This is a genomic window from Sulfurimonas sp. RIFOXYD2_FULL_34_21 (genome assembly GCF_001830805.1).
Lineage (GTDB): Bacteria > Campylobacterota > Campylobacteria > Campylobacterales > Sulfurimonadaceae > Sulfurimonas.
Window position 1 is genome coordinate 47,912 of sequence record NZ_MICH01000006.1, and the last position, 20,411, is coordinate 68,322.

Here is a 20,411-nt window from a genome sequence, read left to right on the forward strand (position 1 = left end):
AAACTATCTTTGATATACTTTGTTTTATGAATCCTATGCTATTTTTTACAGCCTTTTTAGGCGTATTTATCTTACTCAATCTGTATATATCAAAAAGGCTTATTGCAAAGCTTGATATTAGTAAAAAAACTAAAAGTTATCTGCGCATTTTTTTGATTGCAAATCTCATAGGAATTGTCGGTTATATGCTTGGAAGATATTATGTGGATATTCCAAACTGGCTCTACTTTTTGTTTTCTCTTCCGATAGGAGTGTTGTTTTTACTTTTTTGTACTGCTGTTATATATGACATTTCAATAACGCTGCTCTCATTTGCTTCTATTTCAGACTCAAGAAGAAAATTTTTAAAAAAATCATTTGATATCTCATCTTTGGCAGTTTCATCAACATTAATGCTTAGGTCTTTGTACGAAGCAAGATTTATAAAACTTGAAACTGTACATGTAAAAATCAAAAACCTAAAAGAGCCATATACAATTTCACAAATAAGCGATATACATATCGGCGGTTTAATCAATAAAGAGTTTATCAAAGATATGGTTGATAAGGTCAATGCATTAAATAGCGATATTGTAGTTATTACGGGCGATTTGATTGACGTAGATATTTTAAGTGCAAAAGAGACTCTATATGAGTTAACTAAGTTAAAATCAAAATACGGTACGTACTATATAGTCGGAAATCATGAATATTTTCACGGAGTAGAGAAAATTATACTACATGTAAAGTCTTTAGGCATAAAAGTTCTTGAGAATGAAAATGTTTACATCGGAGAAGACGGCAGAGGTTTTAACCTAGTCGGAGTTTATGATTTGTTTGGATATAGAGTTAAAAACCATATGCCTGATTTAAAAAAAGCACTTTTGGGCAAAAAAGAGTCCCCTACACTGCTTCTGGCTCATCAGCCTAAATTTATAGAAGAAGTTTACGACAATGTTGACTTGATACTAAGCGGACACACACATGGCGGACAACTCTACCCTTTTAAATTTTTGGTTGGACTTCAACAGCCTTACATAAGCGGACTTCATCAACACAACCAAAATTTACAAATTTACGTAAGCAAAGGAACCGGTTTTTGGGGACCGCCTATGCGTCTTGGTGCAAGCTCAGAAATAACTAAGATATACCTTGAGCCTTTTTCAGCTAGTTAAAATTACTCTTTAATTAAATTACAAAAAATTCTATCTAAAAATCACCCTATTTCTTCCCAATCCCTTTGCTTCATAAAGTGCCACATCCGCCTTTTTTAGTAACTCGTCTAAAGACTTTGTATCTTTATCGGCACAAGCCACTCCTTCACTGATTGTAAATTTAATAACTTCACCACTGTCCGAGAGGATTTCAAGCTTTTCTATATTTTCTCTTATCTTCTCTATGTGAGAAACGACCTCTTTTTTTGAAGAGTGAGTGCAAAGTATAGTAAACTCTTCACCTCCCAACCTTCCAAATATAGCTTTACTATCTATATGCTCTGCAATACTTTTAGTGACAAGCTTTATAACTTTATCTCCGGTAGGATGTCCATACGTATCGTTTATATGTTTAAACTTGTCTATATCAATCATAACGCAATATAAATCATCAAGGCCTTGAGAAAACTTTGCTTCACCTAGCTCAAAAAATTTTCTTCTATTGTAAATTCCCGTCATCTCATCATAAGAGGAGATAAAATTCAGATGGTCTATTAACTCTTTTACTTTTAGCTGGGTATTTATTCTCGCCAAAAGCTCAACAGGCTTAAAAGGTTTGGTTATATAGTCGATTCCACCGACTTTATATGCTTTTTCTATACTCTCTTCGTCATCCTTAGCCGTTAAAAAAATAACAGGTATATCTTTTGTAAATTCCTGCTCTTTTAAAATCAAGCATAACTCATAACCGTCCATATTAGGCATCATAATGTCCAGTAAAATCAAATCTATATCATTTTCTTGAACTATCTCTAGTGCGCTTTGTGCATTTAGTGCCACAACAACATCATATTTATCGCCTAAAAGTTCGAGCAATATATCAATATTCGTCTCAGTATCGTCAACTATTAAAATTGTTTCTGTAAAATTTTTCATAAAATGATTATAACAATATTTTGTCACAAAAAGGTCTTAAAATTATTGAGACTTTTTTGAGACCATTATGTGATAAAATTGTATAAACAAAAAAAGGTTCAATTTGAGAAAAATAGCGCTTTTTATACTTATTTCTACATCTCTTTTAGCCTCTCTCCAAAAAGTCTCCGTGCAATTGGAGTGGAAACATCAATTTGAATTTGCCGGATTTTATGCAGCAATAGAGAGAGGATACTATAAAAGTATAGGTCTTGACGTTGAGCTAAGAGAATATGAAGATGGCATAGATATAAGCGATGAGGTGATAAAGAAAAAAGCAACATTCGGCGTTTCATCTTCTTCTTTAATTTTAGATAAACTTCGAGACAAACCAGTTATCCTATTAGCTTCATATTTTAAACAAAATGCTCTAGCCCTTGCAGTTAAACCGGAGATTACTACCGTTTCTGGGCTAAAAAACAAAAAGATAATGGCAGTGCCTTACGAGATAGAGCATACGAGTATCGGTGTTTTACTAAAAGAGGGGAAATTAAATAAAGAGGACTATACACTTGTACCTCATGATTTTAATATCGAAAAATTTAAAAGAGGCGAAGTTGATGCTATGTCAATCTTTATATCAAATCAGCCCTATTTTTTAAACAAAGAAGGCGTTAAATACAATATATTAAATCCTTCCGATCTGGGAATATACTCCTATGATTTAGAGCTGTTTACATGTAAAGAATTTGCCATGGAGAATTCAGAGATAGTAGAGAAATTTACACAAGCAACAAACAGAGGATGGGAGTATGCATTTAAACATAAAGAGGAGATAGTTGATATAATTTACGAAAAATACTCTAAAAAAAAGTCTAAAGAGTCTCTAATGTATGAGGCGCAAAAAACAGAGAAACTTTTTAAAACAAATATATTTAAAATCGGTGCCGTTGTTCCGGAGCTTATAAAACTTAATGCCCAAATGTATGCTAACTTAGGATTGGTAAAAAAAAATTATGATATAACAAATCTATTATCAAGTTATATTTTTAATAATTTAAAACCAGAGGAACCTTCTAAAATTGACGGAATTGAAAAATCAATAAACAATATTGCAAATCTTAGCGACAAAGATAGAGAATATCTAAAAAACAAAAAAGTAATCACAGCTTGTATAGACCCTAAATGGATGCCATTTGAGAGTTTTAAAGACGATAAGCACATAGGTCTTACTGCAGACTATTTTGAAATATTTCAAAAAAACATATCTACTCCTATTAAAACAATAAAAACAGACTCATGGATGCAATCGGTACAGTATGCAAAAGAGAGAAAATGTGATATTTTATCTTTTGTCATGCAAACAGATGAGAGAAAAGAGTATCTTAACTTCACATCCGCATATTTCAGCACACACCTTGTAATAGCCACAAAACCAAGCGTACCTTTTATCGCAGACTTGAGCACTCTTAAAGATAAAGAGGTAGGCATACCAATAGGTTATGCGAGTAAAGATATCTTAAAGAAAAGATACCCACAGCTAAATATAGTTGATGTAGCAGATATGAGAGACGGTCTTCAAAAAGTAAGCAAAGGAGAGCTATTCGGTTTTATAGGAACACTTGCTACAATCGGATATATGTTTCAAACCGAATTTACGGGCGAACTTAAAATAGCAGGTAAATTTGACGAGATTTTAGATCAAGGAATCGGTGTAAGAAGTGATGATTTACAACTTTTAGAGATTTTAGAAAAAGCTGTTATTAGCGTAAGCGAAGATGAAAAACAAAACATATTAAACAAATGGATTGCAGTTAACTATGAAAACGGGATTGATTACACTCTTGCATGGCAAATTTTGTTTGTCGCTCTAGTAATAATATTAGCGGGACTCTACTGGAACGCAAAACTCTCGCTCTTAAACAAAGAACTTAGAAATGCAAGAGTAAAAGCTGAAGAAGCAACACAGATAAAGTCTAACTTCTTGGCAAATATGTCACATGAGATTCGAACACCTATGAACTCAATAGTAAGCATGGCATATCTTTTAAAGAAAAAAGCGGCTACGTCTCAAGAGCTTAATTACATAAAAATAATAGAGAGTGCTTCAAATAATTTACTTGGATTACTTAATGATATTTTAGATTTGTCAAAAATTGAAGCAAAAAAGCTACACATATATAAAACGGATTTCAACCTAATAGAAGTTCTGGACAATGTAAATAATCTAATAAAAATAAAGGCCTATGAAAAAGGTTTATCATTTGAAATTATTTATGATAAAACGGCTCATATGAATATTTGCGGAGACAGTTTGCGGCTGACACAGATATTGACAAACCTTACATCAAACGCCGTTAAGTTTACAAATAGCGGTTATGTAAAGATAGTAATTGAAAAACAGCAAAATGATATATTCAGATTTTCTGTTATTGATACGGGTATCGGACTAAGCAATGAGCAACAAGAGAAGCTTTTTTGTGCCTTTACGCAAGCAGATGAGAGTATTACTAGAAAGTACGGAGGAACAGGGTTGGGACTTGCCATCTGTAAAGAGCTTGTAGAACTAATGAACGGTAAAATCTGGATTGAGAGTACGTTAAACAAAGGTAGCAGTTTTATTTTTGAAGTTGAGCTTCAAGAAAGTAGTATTGATTTTGATATGCCTATTACGAACAGTATAGAAATTTTAGATAAAAATGATACGCAAGATAAAATAGCAATAACTAAAGAAAAAATAGAGATTTTATTTTCAAAACTTAACACGGCAGTTGCTTCAAGACGACCTAACATGTGTGAGCCGCTTATTGACGAAATTGATAAATATCTTCTTGAAAAACATGACGATGAATTATTTAAGAAAGTAAAAAAATTAGTCCAAAAATATAAATTTAATGAAGCAAAGGAGTTGCTAAATGCAAGACAAGCAAACAATACTTATAGTAGATGACATAAAAGAGAATATAGATATTTTAGTAGAACTTCTAAACAGATATGATTTAATAACTGCTATAGATGCCAAAGTGGCAATTGATACAGCGATGGAAGAGAAGAACATCGACCTTATACTACTTGACATTATGATGCCTAACATGAACGGATTTGAGGTGTGTAAAGTTCTAAAAAAGAGTCCAAAAACTGAACATATTCCGATTATATTTTTAAGTGCAAAAGATAGCAATGAAGATATTAAAAAAGGCTTTGAAACAGGCGGTGTGGATTATATAACAAAACCATTTAATCCAGATGAACTTATATCGCGCGTAAATACACACCTAAAACTTAGAGCTTATGAAAAAAACTTAGAATCAAGAGTTCAAGAAGAGATACAAAAAAACAAAATAAAAGAGCAGATGATTTATCAACAATCAAAACAAGCCGCTTTAGGCGAACTTCTGATGCATATTGCCCATCAGTGGAAACAGCCATTAACATCTCTAAGCTCTATAAATGTTTTAAATAAAGCGAAAATTAACCTAGGAGTAGAAATTAACAAAGAAGATATGCTAAAAGCTATTACCAAGACGGAAGATATCATTATGTTTATGTCTGAAACCATAGATACCTTTAAAAATTTTTATGAACCTTCTCTAGAAAACAAAGAGTTCTCAATAACGGACTCTATAATAGATATATTGACTATAATTGAGGGAACATTCTATTATGACAATATAAAAATATATATAACTTCAAATGAAGAAAAATTAACTTTTGGAAATGTAAATGAATTTTCACAAGCAATACTCTCTATTTTAAATAACTCAAGAGATATATTTAAAATTAGAAATATAATAGAACCTGAGATTCATATAGCCATCAAAAATCAAAAAGTAACAATTGAAGATAATGGCGGCGGAATAAAAAAGGAACTTCTTGATGATGTATTTCTTCCAAACATAACTACAAAAGGCAGTAGCGGTATCGGTTTATATATATCAAAAATTCTAATTGAAAAGAACAATGGCGTAATTACTGTTGAAAATACAAAAAAAGGCGTTATGTTTACGATAGAGTTTATTACATGGATAAATTAACCCGTCTTAACTTGCTTTTTTTGGAAGATAACGAAGATTTTGCACTTCATACGGCAGAGTTTTTAAATATCTATTTTAGAAAAGTATTTATTTGCACTAGTGTAAAAAATGCTTTATGTACTTTTGGCGACAATCGAATAGATGTAATAATCTCTGACATAAGATTAGAAGAAAAAGACGGTTTAGATTTCATAAAAGAAGTTAGAGAAATTGATAAAGAGTGTGTCATTGCTATTTTAAGTGCATATAAGGATGAAGAGTTTCTTTTTCGGGCAATTCCTCTAAATCTGATTTCATATGAGCTAAAACCAATAAGATATGATGATTTTATACTACTTTTAAAAAAAATATCCTCTAAATTCTCGCCAAAAGAAGTGACTGCTATCGCTGAGAATTTGAAGTACGACTCTTCTAAAAAAGAGCTTTTACTTAAAGATACGACAGTGCAGTTGACAAAAAAAGAGAGTCTATTTATAGAGTTATTAATTAAAAATACAAACAGTGTTGTAAGTCATGAAAGAGTTCAAAGAGATATATGGGAGAGTAGAGTTATGAGCGATGCAGCCATTAAAAATATGATTTTTAGACTGCGAAAAAAAGTCGGTATTGATTTTATATCTACTGTTCAAGGCGTTGGATATAAGCTATCTAATCAACTCTCTTTTTAAATATAAGCAGTGTTTTATCTTTTGTATCATAAAGAGAAAAAGTTTGCTTATCTATAAGTTTCAGGCTTGAGTGTTTTTCAAAAACTCTAATCTTATGGAAATATTGAACTATCGTATCTTGGTATTTTATATATTTTGAGTCATCACTCTTTTGAAAAAGAGTAAATTTAGTATGAAGCTCATCATTTTCAAAAACGGCATCGACAATAAGAAACTCTTTATCGTTTTCACTACTCATAGTACCTTCTGCAACATCGCTAAAACCGTAAAGAGTGTTTATGTCAGCTATAAAAACACCGTTATCATTGAGTTTTTGTGCAACCACGTCCAAAAATTTTATCAGTTCATCTTGATTTAAAAAATTAAGTACATCAAAAATAGCCACAACAGCATCATAACTGCCTTTTGCCTCAGAAATATCTATGCACTCTGCATCAAGACCTCTCTCTTTGCATTCATCAACCATAACGGAACTTAAGTCGATACCTTTACATGTAACGCCGTCACTAATAAGACGCTGCATAAAACCGCCGCGACCGCAGCCTACATCTAAAAGTGTTTTTACTTTATACTCATCAAGTTCCGAGCGATACAAATCATAAAGCGCTTCAGTCGCCTCTTCTATGCCTAGAAGATGTTCGCTTTTTGCGTAAAGGTCTAGATTTGTCATATTAAGATTTTTTCTCTGCTTTAATAACTGCGTTTATCTTCTCATAAATATCTAAAACTTCATCTTTTTTTGCGATATAACTGTTTTTATTTGCAATTAGATATGTTGAAGAGGTCATGATGTCCTGCACAACTTCCAGACCGTTTTGCTTCATCGTAGTACCGGTCTCTACAACATCCACTATCATATCCGCAAGGCCTATCAACGGTGCGAGTTCAATAGAGCCGTAAAGTTTTATAATATCAACGGAAACTGCTCTCTCTTCAAAGTAACGCTTAGTAATGTTTACCATTTTTGAAGCTACTTTGATTTCCGGTTTATCAAGGTCAAACTTTTCGCCTTTTTTCATCCCTATAGCTACTTTACATATACCGCGTCTTAAATCAAGCAGACGAATAACATCCAAACCCTGCTCTTCTAACGTATCAAGTCCTACAACGCCGATATCTGCCGCCTGATGAAAAACATAAGTTGCAACATCTTGATTTCTTACAAGCAAAAAACGAAAATTTGGAGTTTCAAGTATAAGTTTTCTATCGTCAAATGCAAAACTATCTCCAAAAATAGTCTCGAAAATTTCAAGTGTTTCTTGCGCAATACGACCTTTTGGAAGTGCAACCGTCAGCATATATCAGCCCTTTTCATAATATTTTTCATTCCCTTAAATATCAACATTTCATCTACATGTGACTTTGGAAACAGTTTTGCAAACTTCAAAGCGTCTCCGCCTGTTAGATATATATCCATATCATAGGAAAATACTTCACTTTGCAACAATTTCAGATATCCATAACTTATGGCATCTTTAGAATTTTTCGGCATTTTATCCAAATCAACCTCAAAGTTAAATGAGTAATCAAGCGCGTTTGATATATTTTTATAAGCTTCACCCATCGCTTTGATGCCTGGATAAATAAAACCGCCTTCAAATTTACCGTTTTTAACAATATCCACGGTTATTGCACTTCCTGCATCTACGATAACACCGTTATCAACAGCTTCACATGCCATAATTCTATCTATTCCCATAGTTTCATAATACTTTGAGATATCTATATACGAAGACAAATCTATCCAATTATCTAATGATTTTAAAATTTTTTTTACATGTACATTTACGCATATATAAAATATTTTCTCTTTTATCAATGACGGATTAAAAGATTTAACATCTTTTTTATAATTTGTTTCTTCATTTAAGAAGTGATATGTCGTATTTCCGATATCACATAAGAGCATTACTGAATTTTCCATCCCTGTAGTATAAAAGCCTCTTTAGCCTTTATACAAAGCGGAGCATCTATAAAAATAATTTTATGTTTAAAATTATGTGCGCAAAAAAGAGACAGTTTTACATAAATTTCTTCAAACTTATGAACATCTTTCATCAAAAGTTTGCTTTTTTGGCTTATTGCAAAAATAGCCCAAAAATATCCGCTTACATCAGTAGCTTTATATATTTTCATTCTGTTTCTTACACCCAAATCTTTAGGAGAGATCTCTTGCATCTTTTTATAAATCTTCCCTTTTTTTCTAAGAGAATCAACTATCATTTGCATTGCTGTTTTGCCTTTTATTCTAAGAGCGATATTTTATCAAAATATTGCTTTATAAAATATCTATAGCAATATTTTTCGATATAATTGCGACCATGAAAATCGTAAAAACAAAATTAAACTATCAAAGTTCATATATTTTATTAGATATTAATACTCTAAAAATTGGTGACATTACTCTATATGATCTTTTTATCAAAAAAGAAAATAACTATGTCATCATAATCGAAGCAGGAACGCTACTGTCTGAGAGTTTGTATGATAAACTAAAAAAACAGGAAAATTTATATATTTCACAAGAGGATGAGAATAAGCAGATTCTCTCTTGCGAAAATTTAAAATACTATGTTAGACACTACAAAGATGCTATGCAAAAAAGAATCCAGCTTCTATATGATGTAAACGACCAGTTATTTGATATGTTTCTAACAAATAAAGATAACAAAATACATTTAAACTGTGTCGAACTGATTGTTCAGTCTATTATATACCTAATAAAGTATGATGAGATTTTTATAAAAAATACAATGCCGTATTTAATAGATGACTTTTCTTTAAAAGTTCACTCTCTACATGTAACTATATATGCCCTAGCTCTTGGCAATACTCTTAAATTTTCAAACAATGAGTTAGTAAAACTCGGCGTAGCGGCTCTACTTCATGATGTAGGTGTAAAAAAAATTGATGCGGCTATTATCAATAAGAAAAGTACTTTAACAACTGAAGAGATAGCTATAATGCAGAAGCACTCTCAATACGGCGTTGATATTTTAAAACAAAATCAAATTATTGACCCTTCAATTTTAAATGCCGTAATACAGCATCATGAACGCTGTGACGGAAGCGGATACCCAAAAAAGCTGACAAAAAAAGACATAACACCTTTTGGCTCTATTTTAGCTATTTGTGATGTCTTTGATGCTCTTACTAACAACAGACCTCACAGAAAAAAATATAAATCTTTTGAAGCACTAAAGATGATGATGAAAGATTCAGAGATGGTAAATCAATTAAATCAAGATCTTCTTCACCTAAGTATTAAATTACTCTAATTTAATACTTACATCCCCATTTATCCGTTTTTTCAAACCTATCTTTACACTTTTTTGCACAAATAACGCTAAAATATATAAATTTTATATCTTTTTTATATAATAAAATAAAATAGATGTTATAATTTGAGATTAACTTAATATTATGAAGGATAATTATGAAGAATATACTTGCGTTTATCTTTATAACTCTCTACTTTAACGGCTCTTTATTAAGCGCTTCACATGGTTTAAGCCTAGAAGAGGCTGTGGAGCTGTTAAAATCACAAAACCTAGAAATTAAAACTGCTACAATAGATATTGAAGCTGCCCTGCAAGATGCCAAGAGCGTTTCTGGAAGTCACTACGGTAAGCTAGATTTTATACAAGACGTTGCCTCGTCAGATGATGCCGGAAATGTTTTTGGTTTTAAACTCACTTCAAGAGAAGCAAATTTCGGAGATTTCGGAGCAGAGGAGTTTATGAATAATTTTATGGCCGGAAGTCCGGATTATACGACTCCTCCTCAAAATTTAAACTATCCGGACTCAAGAAACTTCTTTCAAAGCAAACTAAAATATGAAGTTCCGGTTTTTACGGGTTTTAAAATATCTAGCTATGAGGATATTATGAGCTCTGTTACTAAAATTAGAAAATTAGAAAAATCTCAAGTAGTAAATGAAAAAATATATGAAACAAGAAAAAGTTTTTACGACATGGCTCTTTTAGAAGAATCTATATCAAACTTAAACGTAATCTTGAAAAATATAGATACTTTAGAGGCTATGACAAAAGAGATGATTGAAGTCGGTTATGCAAAAAAAATTGATTTGCTTGAAGTGACGGCTAAAAAAGGAAACGTTGAGAGATTGATATCTCAAATGGAATCAAATCAGAAACTTCTATACCACTACATAAGTTTTTTATTAAATCAAAAAGTAACATCCATAAAAACACCTTCTCTTGAGATAGCTATGCCATCCGTTTCAAACAGCGATATACTGAGCAATAATTTAGATATCCAAAAAGCAAATAACGGACTTATTATAAAAGAGAGTATGATTGATGTATCTAAATCATCTTACTATCCGATGGTAGGAGCTTTTGCAGAGATAGCAACTGCCGATAACAAATTTTTAGGCGATGCGAACGACCATAAATCATATACTCTTGGAGCTAGACTTACATGGAATATATTTAACGGCGGAATTGACAGCGCAAACGTTGAAAAATCAAGACTTGACTATATAAAAACAAAAGCTCAAGTTGAACTTGCAAACAGCGGAATTGAGCTTAAAACACAAAAAATAAGAACTGAAATAGAGAGTTTTAACAAAGATATTGAGTCGCTAAAAAAAGAACTTGCTTTAGCTGATGAAATTTACAAAAATTATGAAGCAAGATATAAAGAAAAACTCTCATCTATGAGTGATGTTATAATCAAGCAATCTGAGCAGATTCAAAAGATTTTACAACTTCAGATGACATTAAACAAGCGAAATGAGAGAATTTTTGCATTAGAAAAATTAGCAAACGGAGAAGAAAAATGATAGGAAAAAAATTATTGGTACTTTTGGCTTTAACAGCCTCATTAATAGCAGAGAGCATTACACTCTCAGGTACTGTAATAAGCGATAATAGAAAAATGATAACAAGCCGCTTTATGGGATTTGTAACAGAAGTAAAAGTCTCAGAAGGAGATTTTGTAAAAAAAGGAGACCTTCTTTATACAATTGATTCAAAAGAGATAGATTCTGCTATTACTCAAGTTGAATTAGGTATTTCTCAAGCTCAGCTTAGTCTTCAAATGTATCAAAATCAATATACAAACGTAAAGCTAAATCTTGAGCGCCACAAAAGACTCTTAGAAAAAGATATGGTTTCAAAATTTGAAGTTGAAAATCTTATGCTTGCAGAACAAAATTTGGCAAATATGATAACTATTGCGCAAAAGCAAGTTATTCAGGCGCAAGCTCAACTTGAAGAGGTTAAAAATCAGTATCGTTACCTAAATATAAAAGCACCAAACGATGGCGTTATAGTTAGCAAAAATATTAAAGTCGGTGAAATGGCTATGCCTGGTATGCCCGCTTTTGAACTATCTGACTTAACCAATCTTAAGATATCTGCTGAAATTTCAGAAGACAACCTAAGCCAAATTCAAGAGGGCAAAAAAGTAGTTGTAAATATTCCTTCGCAAAAAATAAATACTGTGGGAACAATTAGCGCTATTATTCCAAGCTCAAATCCTATGACTCACTCTTTTAAAATTAAAATATCATTTAAAAATGTGTATAACTCGATATATCCGGGTATGTATGCAACAGTTGTAATTGAATAGGGTTTGAATTATGAATATATATAAACCAACAGATATCGCAGGAAAGTTAGCTTCGGGATTTTTGCGAAACCCCTTAACTATCGTTCTTGGCGTTTTTTTATTAGCAATAGGGTATTTATCTCTAAACATAATGCCGCGTGAAGAAAATCCTCAAATGGTTGTGAGCGGTTCAACCGTTATTGTTGCACTCCCTGGAGCTAGTGCTGAAGAGATTGAAAAAGTCATAGTCAAACCATTAGAGAGAAAATTAAAAGAGGTAAAAGGTGTAGAGAACATTACCGGAATGGCGATGGATAATGTGGGAATAGTAAATGCAGCATTCTATATCGGAGAAGCTAAAGAAGATTCAAATCTTAAAGTTTATGACAAAATAATGCAAAACTCCGATATGTTTCCAAAAGGGGCTATGAATCCAATCATAAAACCTCTTGATATCGACGTTGATATTCCTGTAGTATCTGTTGCATTTTATTCAAACGATGCTAATATGAGTAAAACAGAGCTTTACGATAAAGTAAAAGATATTCAACACCGTATAAACGGTCTTGAAAATGTAGCCGTAACGGAGCTTAAAGGCGGGAATAAGCATCAATTTAATATTGAAGTGGATTTGAATAAACTCTCAGGATACAATATATCCATGGGGCAAATTGTTCAAAGTGTTCAGTCACTATCGTACAGCGTTCCTGCCGTAAAAAACAGAAGTAAAGATAATGAAATCATTATGCTTAGCGTTAAAAATGCTATTGAAAATGAGAAAGATATCGGCAATATTATTATTGCACAGTATATGGGTTCTCCTATCTATTTAAAACAGATTGCAAATATTACAAGTTCATATGATATACAAAACTTTAAATCAGCTACAATAAGCAAGAAAGATGAGAGCGGAAATTTCTCAACTCTAAAAAATCAAGTAACACTTACCGTATCTAAACTTCAAGGTACTAATGCCGTTGTTATTGCAGATGCTGTAAAAACAGAACTTGAGAGCTACAAAGAGTATCTGCGCAATAACGGAATAAACTATGCTATTACTAGAAATGATGGGCAAAGAGCAAATGAAGCCGTTAATGAGCTGGTATTTCACCTTCTTTTGTCAATTGTTATTATTGCTATTTTACTTATTCTTGTACTTGGATGGAGAGAATCTTTAATCGTTACTTTTACGGTTCCCGCAATTCTTGCTATTACACTTTTTGTTGCATATTTAACAGGACAAACAATCAACCGTATTACTCTCTTTGCGTTTTTACTTTCACTCGGGCTTTTGGTTGATGCGGCAATTATCGTTATAGAAAACATTCATAGACACTATCACTCAAAAGAGTCTGCAAACAAAAGTGTTGATGATATTATGGTTGAAGCAACTGATGAAATAGGACCTCCTACAAATATAGCAACTTTGGCAATTATTATGACAATGGTTCCTATGGCATTTGTAGGACAGATGATGGGACAATTTATGAAACCGATTCCTGCAAACGTTCCTGTGGCTCTTATCGCATCACTCTTTGTTGCATATATTTTTACACCTTACTTAGCAGCTAGAATGCTGAAGAGACCAGAATTTCACGGCGAGGAAAAACATAATGTTTAAAAAATTTCAAGATACTGTTTTTAATGGAATTCAAAGCTCTGGAAAAAGAAATTTAATTCTTTTTGTAACTTTTATTGCTTTTGTTCTATCGGTATTAATGATAGCACCAAGCAAAATGGTTTTGGCAAAAATGCTTCCTGGAAAAAACAATGATACATTTACAATCTACACAACGTTGGTAGAGGGAAGTTCTATAGAACAGACAAATCAGGTAACTGAGTGTGTGGCAGATTATATTAAAAAAGAGAAAGAAGTTGAAGACTTTGAGATATTCTTAGGTATGGGTGCGCCACTTGATTTTGCAGGTTTAATAAAAGGTTCTCACTTTAAAAACTCTGAAAATGTTGCAGAGATAGTAGTAAATCTTACTAAAAAACATGACAGAGACGAACCATCATACTTTATGGTACAAAGAATGAGACCGGATATTCAAAAAAATTGTGCCACTATATATGATAAAACTACAATAACATTTGTTGAACCTCCGGCAGGACCTCCTGTTTTAGCAGCACTTGTTGCGGAAATATACGGTGAAGATACGAATGGTATTAGAGAATTGTCAAACAGAGTTGAAAGTATATTTAAAAATACGCAAGGACTTGTTGATGTAGAAATAATGCAAGATGAGATTTATGATACATTTGAAGTACAAGTTGACAGCACTAAAGTTGCACTCTCTGGAGTTAATGTAAAACAGTTAAATGATATACTATATTTAGCGTTTGAAGGTATGCAAATAGCAGTCAAGAACTCTGATTTATATAACGATCAGCTTCCAATCTATCTATCTCTTAGTAAAGAGTCTAAAAAGTTTTCAACAAAAGATATAAATAGCATAAAAGCAAAACTATCATCTTTAAAACTTATGAATCAGATGGGCATGATGACATCTATTACTGAACTAGTAACAATCGTACCTAAAAAATCGAATCCTATGCTTATGAGTAAAAATTTACATTTAATGACTAATGTTATGGCTGAAACGGATATGGTTTCACAGGTTTATCCTCTAATGGAAGCTAGAAACACCATTTTAAATACATTTAACGATAAGTATGATATTGAAAAAATCGGTCTTTTTAATCTTAAACTTACTGACAAAGAATCTAAAAAAGTTTACAAATTGATATGGGATGGAGAGATGGAAGTCACTCTTGATACATTTGTTGAACTAGGTGCCGCATTCATCGCCGCTTTAATTCTTATATTTTTACTGATGGTAATTTATTATAAAAGCTATGCACTAAGCGGTATTATACTTTTGGGTTCTTTTTTATCGATTATCGGTGTAATTGTAGGTCATTTTATCATGGATATTTTTACTACCGACACATTCTTTTTGACAGCTACGTCACTTATTGGCTTTATTGCTTTAATAGGAATCAGTTCAAGAAACTCTCTTTTATTGATTGACTTTACCGCTTCTTTAATGAAAGATAACAAAATGAGTAAAGCTGAGGCAATTGCTTATGCAACGGCAACACGTGCTAAACCTATTTTTCTAACTGCGGCGGCAATTATACTTGCTTCAACGCTTTTAGCCGGCGATGCTGTATTTGGAGGGCTTGGAGTTGCTCTTATATTTGGAACAATTGCAGCTGTTATAGCTTCTTTAATTATTGTTCCTATACTTCTTTTTAAAGCGGATTTGAATAAACATTTTAATTTAGATTGAGATTGGAGAGATGGTTTTCTTACATGTAAAAAGTTTACATGTAAGAAATTATAAAGAGGATTTAAATACTACAGTCTAGCGTATTGTACGCTTGAACAAGCATCAATTTTTAATAACTCGCTAAGTGTTGCATCGCTGATAATATTATCTACCAAAATAACCGCAAGCGCTTGTTTTTTATCATTTCTTGCCAATGAAAAATCAGCAATATTTACATTGTGCTTTGCCAAAGTAGAACCTATATTTCCTATTACCCCAGGAACATCTTGATTTTTAAGAATAATCATATCGCCTTTTAATGCAACTTCAATGTCAAATCCATCTATCGAGACAATTCTAAATACGTTATCATCAAAGATTGTAGCACTAATAGTTGTAGTTCCGCCTTCTGCCGTACTCAATTTAATAGTTATTAAATTTTTGTAAACAGTTGAATCAATTAGAGCTTCAGACTCTATTTTAATCCCTTTTTCTTTTGCTATAAAATCAGCATTTACATAGTTAATAGTATCATCACTTATTTGACTCATTGCTCCGACTGCGACAAAAGTAGCTAAAGAGTCAACATACTTAGCTATCTCTCCTTGTCCGCTTACTTTAATAGCTACGATTTGAGATTTATTTAATTGAGATTCTAAGAAGCCGATTTTTTGTCCCATCTCTAAAAACGGTTTTACAAATGCAGGTATCTTAGACTCATCAATAGGTAAATTCATAGCATGCGCATAAGATATACCTTTTGCAGCTGCTATAGCATTTTCAGCGGCTTGAGTTCCTATATTATATTGAGACTCATATGTGTTTGCACCTAAGTGAGGAGATACTGTTACATTATCAAGGTCTAATAGTGGATGATCTGTTGCAGGCTCTTTCATAAATACGTCAATACCTGCAAAACGGATTTTACCACTTGTTAAACCTGCATAAAGAGCCTCTTCATTATAAAGACCTCCTCTAGCACAGTTGATTAAAACAACCCCATCTTTCATTTTAGCAATCTCTGCCGTATTAATCATATTAACAGTCTCTTTATTTTTCGGCGTATGGATAGTAATAATATCACAAGAGAGAATATCTTCAAAATTTTTAGTATATAACATATCTAAGTCTGTAACTTTTGACGGGTTAATATACGGGTCATAAGCAACTATATCCATCTCAAATGCTTGAGCTCTTTTTGCTACGCGAGAGCCTATGTTGCCAAATCCGATAACGCCTAATTTTTTACCTTTAAGCTCATATCCGTACCACTTTTCTCTTTTCCAAACTCTTTGCTCTTTTAAATGATTATGAGAGTATGGAAACATTCTCATACATGAGAGCATATGGGCCATAGTAAGCTCAACTGCTGCAATTGTATTTGCTGTTGGAACATTCATAACAATAATGCCCTCTTTAGAACATCCAGCTATGTCAACGTTATCAACACCTACGCCTGCACGAACAATAGCCTTCATATTTTTTGCATGCGCTATAAACTTATCATCAACATCCGTTGAACTTCTTGTTATTGCAACATCAGCACTTTCGATAATAGTTAAAAGTTTTTCTTTATCTTCATCGGCCGCCATTACAAAATTAATATTTTCATCATTACGAAGCATCTCAAGACCTGCTTCATGTATATGGTCACAAACTACGATAGTATATTTTTGCATTATATATCCTCTTTATATAGCCCAACATTGGCTGAAATTTGGTAATTTTTTAACACCTCGACAAGAGAATTCAATCTCTCAATATCTTTTGAGTAAATTAGCAACTCCGCACCGTTTTTATCTTTTTTTAGATAATACTTTAATTGATGTTGTTTTAACTCCTCTTTTAAACAGAAAAGTTGATATGGATCTATTATCGGTGCAGATAGTTTATATATTGTTTTACTTGCTATTTTTTCATTCAAATCAACTTGAATCAAAACTTCATTAACGGGATAAAAATATCCGAGTTTTTCAGTTTTAGAAAAATGATCTAACCAAATATTTTTTGGTTCATTTAGAGCTACTTCACTCTTGTGTTCTAACGGAGCAAGATTTATAGAAGTTTCATTTGAATTAATTGAAATAAGAAAAAAAATAATAAAAATAGCTACCCCCACTGCGATGAGTGAGGTAAGCCATTTTAAAATCTTTTGCACGACTGTTACTTAAATTTATCTTTAATTAAATCACCTAAAGAGTGTGATTCATCATCGTTAATCTCATCAAGCATTGCCTGATTTTTTATGTAATCTAACTTTTTAACAGAGAGGCGAATACGGTCACGACGAGTATCTATAACAGCTATTGCCGCTTCAATTTTTTGACCTACTTCTAAATCACTTTTTTCTAAGGGAGAGAGGTCCTCATCACGAATAAGTGCATCTACGCCGTCTTCTAAAGATACAAATACACCGAAATCTTTAATATCACGAATAGTTCCGGTTACTACACTGTTTAACTTATGCGTTTTAGCAAATGTATCTATAGGACTCTCTAAAAGAGCTTTTCTATTTAGTGATATTTTTTGGTCTTCAGGATTGATTTTAGCAATTTTTACTTCAACAGTATCACCGGCTTTTAAAACATCTTTGCATTTTACATTTTTATCCCAAGATATATCTTGATTATGTAAAAGACCTTCAACACCGTCAATACGAACAAATGCACCAAAATCAGTTAAAGATGTAACAGTTCCTGAAATTACGTCGCCTTCATGATGATTTTTCATAAATTCATCAAAAGGTTTAGCTAAAAGTCTTTTTAACGAAACACGAAGTTTATGAGTTTTAGGATTGATTTCAATTACTTCAACATCAATCTCTTGCCCAACTTTCAAGTAGTCATTAGGATTTTTAACATTTTTGTCCCATGAAATTTCTGAAATATGTAAGAACCCTTCAATATCATTTCCTAAGTCAACAAATACACCGTAAGCTTCAATATTTGAAACAGTAACGGTTATTGTATCGCCTTCATCTAATTCGCTCTCAACTTCTGCCCAAGGATCAGGTTGAACAGCTTTTATAGATAGAGAAAGATGTCTTTTATCTTTATCGTAAGAGATAGCTTTTACCATTACGGTGTCACCGTCTTTATAAAGCTTAGAAGGATTAACTGGACCTTTGTAGCTGATTTCATTATAGTGTACTAAACCATCAACCCCACCTACATCTACAAACATGCCGTAGCTAGTTATTTTTTTAATAGTACCTTCAACAAGAGCATCATCTTCCATTAACTTGTCGATAATCTCTTTTTTCTTCTTACGCTCATCATTAAAGAGTTTACGACGAGATACTACTATTGAGTTTTGTTCTTCATCAATTTTAACAACTTGTGCTTTTATTTTACGTCCTAATACTTCATCGCTATCTTTAAAAGCAGCCAATGAACGAGGCATAAAAAATGTTATATCATCAGCTTCTACTACATAACCGCCACGATTTTTCTTAGTAATTACACCCTCTATAACTATGTCTTCGAAGTTTTCTTTGTTTTTATCAATGAAATCAATAGTTTTTTGTTGCTCTAAAACTTTTTTATATGATATTTTAGGACGTTCATTATAGTATCCAGTAACCATTACTTTAATTTTATCGCCAACGTTAAACTTTAATTTACCATTTTCGCTGATTTCATCTAAACTAAGAATACCCTCTAGTTTATCGCCAACACCTACTAATGCTCTGTTTTCATCCTGTTGGATTTCAACAATTTCACCTTCTACAATGCGGCTTGTTTCTTGCTGCTTCTCACTTGCAGCAAACATCTCTGCAAAATTTTCTTCTTCTTCAAATGATTCGTTATCGAACGCCATTACCTATCCTCTGTTACATAAAAATTTCGTGAGTATATCTAATTATTGGTAATTTTTACATTAATTTTAGGAAAATATGACTATAAAGAGGGCTATTTGTGATTAAAATAAGTTAAAATCTTAGAACTACTTTTTTAAAAATTATAACTTATCTATTGTTTTGAATTGCGTCAACTACTTTTTGAATTATCCAGTCAGGAGTAGAAGCTCCTGCGCTGATTCCGCAAAAGTTTTTATCTTTAAACCAAGAATAATCCAAATCTTTCTCATCTTCTATATGATAACTATTTTTACAATACTCTCTAGCAATGCTATATAACTGTTTAGTATTAGATGAGTTTTTCCCACCTATTACTATCATAATATCTGCTTTTTTTGATATTTTTTGAACTGCTTCTTGATTTTCAAATGTTGCATTACATATTGTGTTAAACACGCGAACTTCTTTATAACGAGGGATTAGATAGTTTGCAACTTCCATGTAATCTTCAACTCGCCTCGTAGTTTGAGCAACCAATGCGATTCTTTCTTTTAGCTTTAAATCTTCTAAATCTTTTGGAGATGTCACGACTCTAGCACCGTTAATCGCATAACTTTTAACACCTTTTATCTCTGGATGAGCTTCATCTCCAAAGATAATTATCTCATAGCCTGCTTCACTCATCTCTTGACAAATTTGTTGCGGTTTAGTAACGTACGGGCATGTGGCATCAACAACATTTACATTATTTGCTTTTAACTCTTCAAGCTCATTTTTTGGTATTCCGTGAGTTCTTATTACTGCTTTATCGCCTGATGCAAAACTTTTATGATTATCGGTAAGCCCTACTTTAAAATCTTTTTCTAATCTTTCAATCTCTTTTGAGTTATGAATAAGAGGTCCATAAGTAGATGAATTTTTATTCTCCTCTGCTATTTTTATAGCCCTTTTTACACCAAAACAAAATCCGTAATTTTCCGCTAACTCTATTTTCATTGATAATATATCTC

The 20,411-nt window shown here is 32.3% G+C and carries 18 protein-coding genes; 9 read left to right on the plus strand and 9 right to left on the minus strand.

Annotated elements, in window-relative coordinates; translation table 11 throughout:
* Positions 1-35: 35 nt before the first annotated feature.
* A complete protein-coding gene (locus A2530_RS03810; RefSeq protein ID WP_363114183.1) occupies positions 36-1,154 on the plus strand; it encodes a metallophosphoesterase in 1,119 nt (372 codons plus the stop codon).
* A gap of 30 nt (positions 1,155-1,184) precedes the next feature.
* Here the strand turns inward: A2530_RS03810 and A2530_RS03815 are convergent, their stop codons facing one another.
* Positions 1,185-2,069 carry a diguanylate cyclase gene (locus A2530_RS03815; RefSeq protein ID WP_294885832.1) on the minus strand — a complete coding sequence of 295 codons (885 nt, stop codon included), beginning with the start codon at positions 2,067-2,069 and terminating at the stop codon, positions 1,185-1,187.
* A gap of 103 nt (positions 2,070-2,172) precedes the next feature.
* Here A2530_RS03815 and A2530_RS03820 point away from each other — a divergent pair, with 103 nt between their 5' ends.
* From A2530_RS03820 to A2530_RS03830, 3 genes are read left to right on the plus strand one after another with little or no spacing between them, the layout of a single operon-like run.
* On the plus strand, positions 2,173-4,998 hold the full coding sequence (locus A2530_RS03820; RefSeq protein ID WP_294885834.1) for an ABC transporter substrate-binding protein: 2,826 nt from the start codon (positions 2,173-2,175) through the stop codon (positions 4,996-4,998).
* Positions 4,964-6,082 (plus strand): hybrid sensor histidine kinase/response regulator, encoded by a 1,119-nt coding sequence (locus A2530_RS03825; RefSeq protein ID WP_294885836.1) that lies wholly within the window; start codon positions 4,964-4,966, stop codon positions 6,080-6,082. The genes A2530_RS03820 and A2530_RS03825 overlap by 35 nt, the downstream gene beginning before the upstream one ends.
* The gene (locus A2530_RS03830) at positions 6,070-6,750 is read left to right on the plus strand and encodes a winged helix-turn-helix domain-containing protein (protein WP_294885837.1); all 681 of its coding nucleotides are present in this window, start codon (positions 6,070-6,072) and stop codon (positions 6,748-6,750) included. Before A2530_RS03825 ends, A2530_RS03830 begins: the two co-directional genes overlap by 13 nt.
* Here A2530_RS03830 and A2530_RS03835 read toward each other — a convergent pair.
* Genes A2530_RS03835 through A2530_RS03850 form a run of 4 tightly spaced genes read right to left on the minus strand, consistent with a single transcriptional unit; the run spans position 6,731 to position 8,979 of the window.
* Positions 6,731-7,420, minus strand: coding sequence for a class I SAM-dependent methyltransferase (locus A2530_RS03835; protein WP_294885838.1), 690 nt, complete (start codon positions 7,418-7,420; stop codon positions 6,731-6,733). The two genes, A2530_RS03830 and A2530_RS03835, sit on opposite strands and share 20 nt — an antisense overlap.
* A gap of 1 nt (position 7,421) precedes the next feature.
* Positions 7,422-8,048: an ATP phosphoribosyltransferase gene (gene hisG, locus A2530_RS03840; protein ID WP_294885839.1), complete on the minus strand. Its 627-nt coding sequence runs from the start codon at positions 8,046-8,048 to the stop codon at positions 7,422-7,424.
* Entirely contained in the window at positions 8,042-8,674 is a 633-nt protein-coding gene (locus A2530_RS03845; protein WP_294885840.1) for a type III pantothenate kinase, read from the minus strand. The genes hisG and A2530_RS03845 overlap by 7 nt, the downstream gene beginning before the upstream one ends.
* A complete protein-coding gene (locus A2530_RS03850) occupies positions 8,659-8,979 on the minus strand; it encodes a hypothetical protein (protein WP_294885842.1) in 321 nt (106 codons plus the stop codon). Before A2530_RS03850 ends, A2530_RS03845 begins: the two co-directional genes overlap by 16 nt.
* Before the next feature lie 92 nt (positions 8,980-9,071).
* On the opposite strand from A2530_RS03850, the gene A2530_RS03855 reads away from it, so the two are divergent.
* The 5 genes from A2530_RS03855 (at position 9,072) to A2530_RS03875 (ending at position 15,623) form a co-directional block, all read left to right on the plus strand.
* Positions 9,072-10,028 carry an HD domain-containing phosphohydrolase gene (locus A2530_RS03855; RefSeq protein WP_294885843.1) on the plus strand — a complete coding sequence of 319 codons (957 nt, stop codon included), beginning with the start codon at positions 9,072-9,074 and terminating at the stop codon, positions 10,026-10,028.
* Between the two features lie 158 nt (positions 10,029-10,186).
* Positions 10,187-11,557 carry a TolC family protein gene (locus A2530_RS03860; RefSeq protein ID WP_294885845.1) on the plus strand — a complete coding sequence of 457 codons (1,371 nt, stop codon included), beginning with the start codon at positions 10,187-10,189 and terminating at the stop codon, positions 11,555-11,557.
* The gene (locus tag A2530_RS03865; protein WP_294885847.1) at positions 11,554-12,348 is read left to right on the plus strand and encodes an efflux RND transporter periplasmic adaptor subunit; all 795 of its coding nucleotides are present in this window, start codon (positions 11,554-11,556) and stop codon (positions 12,346-12,348) included. The genes A2530_RS03860 and A2530_RS03865 overlap by 4 nt, the downstream gene beginning before the upstream one ends.
* A 10-nt stretch (positions 12,349-12,358) precedes the next feature.
* A complete protein-coding gene (locus tag A2530_RS03870; protein ID WP_294885848.1) occupies positions 12,359-13,948 on the plus strand; it encodes an efflux RND transporter permease subunit in 1,590 nt (529 codons plus the stop codon).
* Positions 13,941-15,623: an efflux RND transporter permease subunit gene (locus tag A2530_RS03875; protein ID WP_294885849.1), complete on the plus strand. Its 1,683-nt coding sequence runs from the start codon at positions 13,941-13,943 to the stop codon at positions 15,621-15,623. The genes A2530_RS03870 and A2530_RS03875 overlap by 8 nt, the downstream gene beginning before the upstream one ends.
* Positions 15,624-15,691: 68 nt before the next feature.
* Here A2530_RS03875 and serA read toward each other — a convergent pair whose 3' ends face one another.
* The 4 genes from serA to A2530_RS03895 all read right to left on the minus strand — a co-directional run bounded on the left by serA (position 15,692) and on the right by A2530_RS03895 (position 20,397).
* Positions 15,692-17,281 (minus strand): phosphoglycerate dehydrogenase, encoded by a 1,590-nt coding sequence (serA, locus tag A2530_RS03880; RefSeq protein ID WP_294885851.1) that lies wholly within the window; start codon positions 17,279-17,281, stop codon positions 15,692-15,694.
* On the minus strand, positions 17,281-17,760 hold the full coding sequence (locus tag A2530_RS03885; RefSeq protein ID WP_294885852.1) for a hypothetical protein: 480 nt from the start codon (positions 17,758-17,760) through the stop codon (positions 17,281-17,283). Before A2530_RS03885 ends, serA begins: the two co-directional genes overlap by 1 nt.
* 5 nt (positions 17,761-17,765) lie before the next feature.
* Positions 17,766-19,421 (minus strand): 30S ribosomal protein S1, encoded by a 1,656-nt coding sequence (locus A2530_RS03890; RefSeq protein ID WP_294885854.1) that lies wholly within the window; start codon positions 19,419-19,421, stop codon positions 17,766-17,768.
* A 148-nt stretch (positions 19,422-19,569) separates the two neighbouring features.
* On the minus strand, positions 19,570-20,397 hold the full coding sequence (locus tag A2530_RS03895) for a 4-hydroxy-3-methylbut-2-enyl diphosphate reductase (protein ID WP_294885856.1): 828 nt from the start codon (positions 20,395-20,397) through the stop codon (positions 19,570-19,572).
* Between the last annotated feature and the right edge of the window lie 14 nt (positions 20,398-20,411).

Excerpts from the sequence above, each read along its gene's own strand:
- A2530_RS03870 (WP_294885848.1), top strand. The coding sequence starts at position 12,359 with ATGAATATATATAAACCAACAGATATCGCAGGAAAGTTAGCTTCGGGA.
- serA (WP_294885851.1), bottom strand. The coding sequence starts at position 17,281 with ATGCAAAAATATACTATCGTAGTTTGTGACCATATACATGAAGCAGGT.
- A2530_RS03810 (WP_363114183.1), top strand. The coding sequence starts at position 36 with ATGCTATTTTTTACAGCCTTTTTAGGCGTATTTATCTTACTCAATCTG.
- A2530_RS03895 (WP_294885856.1), bottom strand. The coding sequence starts at position 20,397 with ATGAAAATAGAGTTAGCGGAAAATTACGGATTTTGTTTTGGTGTAAAA.
- A2530_RS03825 (WP_294885836.1), top strand. The coding sequence starts at position 4,964 with ATGCAAGACAAGCAAACAATACTTATAGTAGATGACATAAAAGAGAAT.
- A2530_RS03845 (WP_294885840.1), bottom strand. The coding sequence starts at position 8,674 with ATGGAAAATTCAGTAATGCTCTTATGTGATATCGGAAATACGACATAT.
- A2530_RS03875 (WP_294885849.1), top strand. The coding sequence starts at position 13,941 with ATGTTTAAAAAATTTCAAGATACTGTTTTTAATGGAATTCAAAGCTCT.
- A2530_RS03815 (WP_294885832.1), bottom strand. The coding sequence starts at position 2,069 with ATGAAAAATTTTACAGAAACAATTTTAATAGTTGACGATACTGAGACG.
- A2530_RS03855 (WP_294885843.1), top strand. The coding sequence starts at position 9,072 with ATGAAAATCGTAAAAACAAAATTAAACTATCAAAGTTCATATATTTTA.
- A2530_RS03850 (WP_294885842.1), bottom strand. The coding sequence starts at position 8,979 with ATGCAAATGATAGTTGATTCTCTTAGAAAAAAAGGGAAGATTTATAAA.
- A2530_RS03860 (WP_294885845.1), top strand. The coding sequence starts at position 10,187 with ATGAAGAATATACTTGCGTTTATCTTTATAACTCTCTACTTTAACGGC.
- A2530_RS03835 (WP_294885838.1), bottom strand. The coding sequence starts at position 7,420 with ATGACAAATCTAGACCTTTACGCAAAAAGCGAACATCTTCTAGGCATA.
- A2530_RS03830 (WP_294885837.1), top strand. The coding sequence starts at position 6,070 with ATGGATAAATTAACCCGTCTTAACTTGCTTTTTTTGGAAGATAACGAA.
- A2530_RS03865 (WP_294885847.1), top strand. The coding sequence starts at position 11,554 with ATGATAGGAAAAAAATTATTGGTACTTTTGGCTTTAACAGCCTCATTA.
- A2530_RS03890 (WP_294885854.1), bottom strand. The coding sequence starts at position 19,421 with ATGGCGTTCGATAACGAATCATTTGAAGAAGAAGAAAATTTTGCAGAG.
- hisG (WP_294885839.1), bottom strand. The coding sequence starts at position 8,048 with ATGCTGACGGTTGCACTTCCAAAAGGTCGTATTGCGCAAGAAACACTT.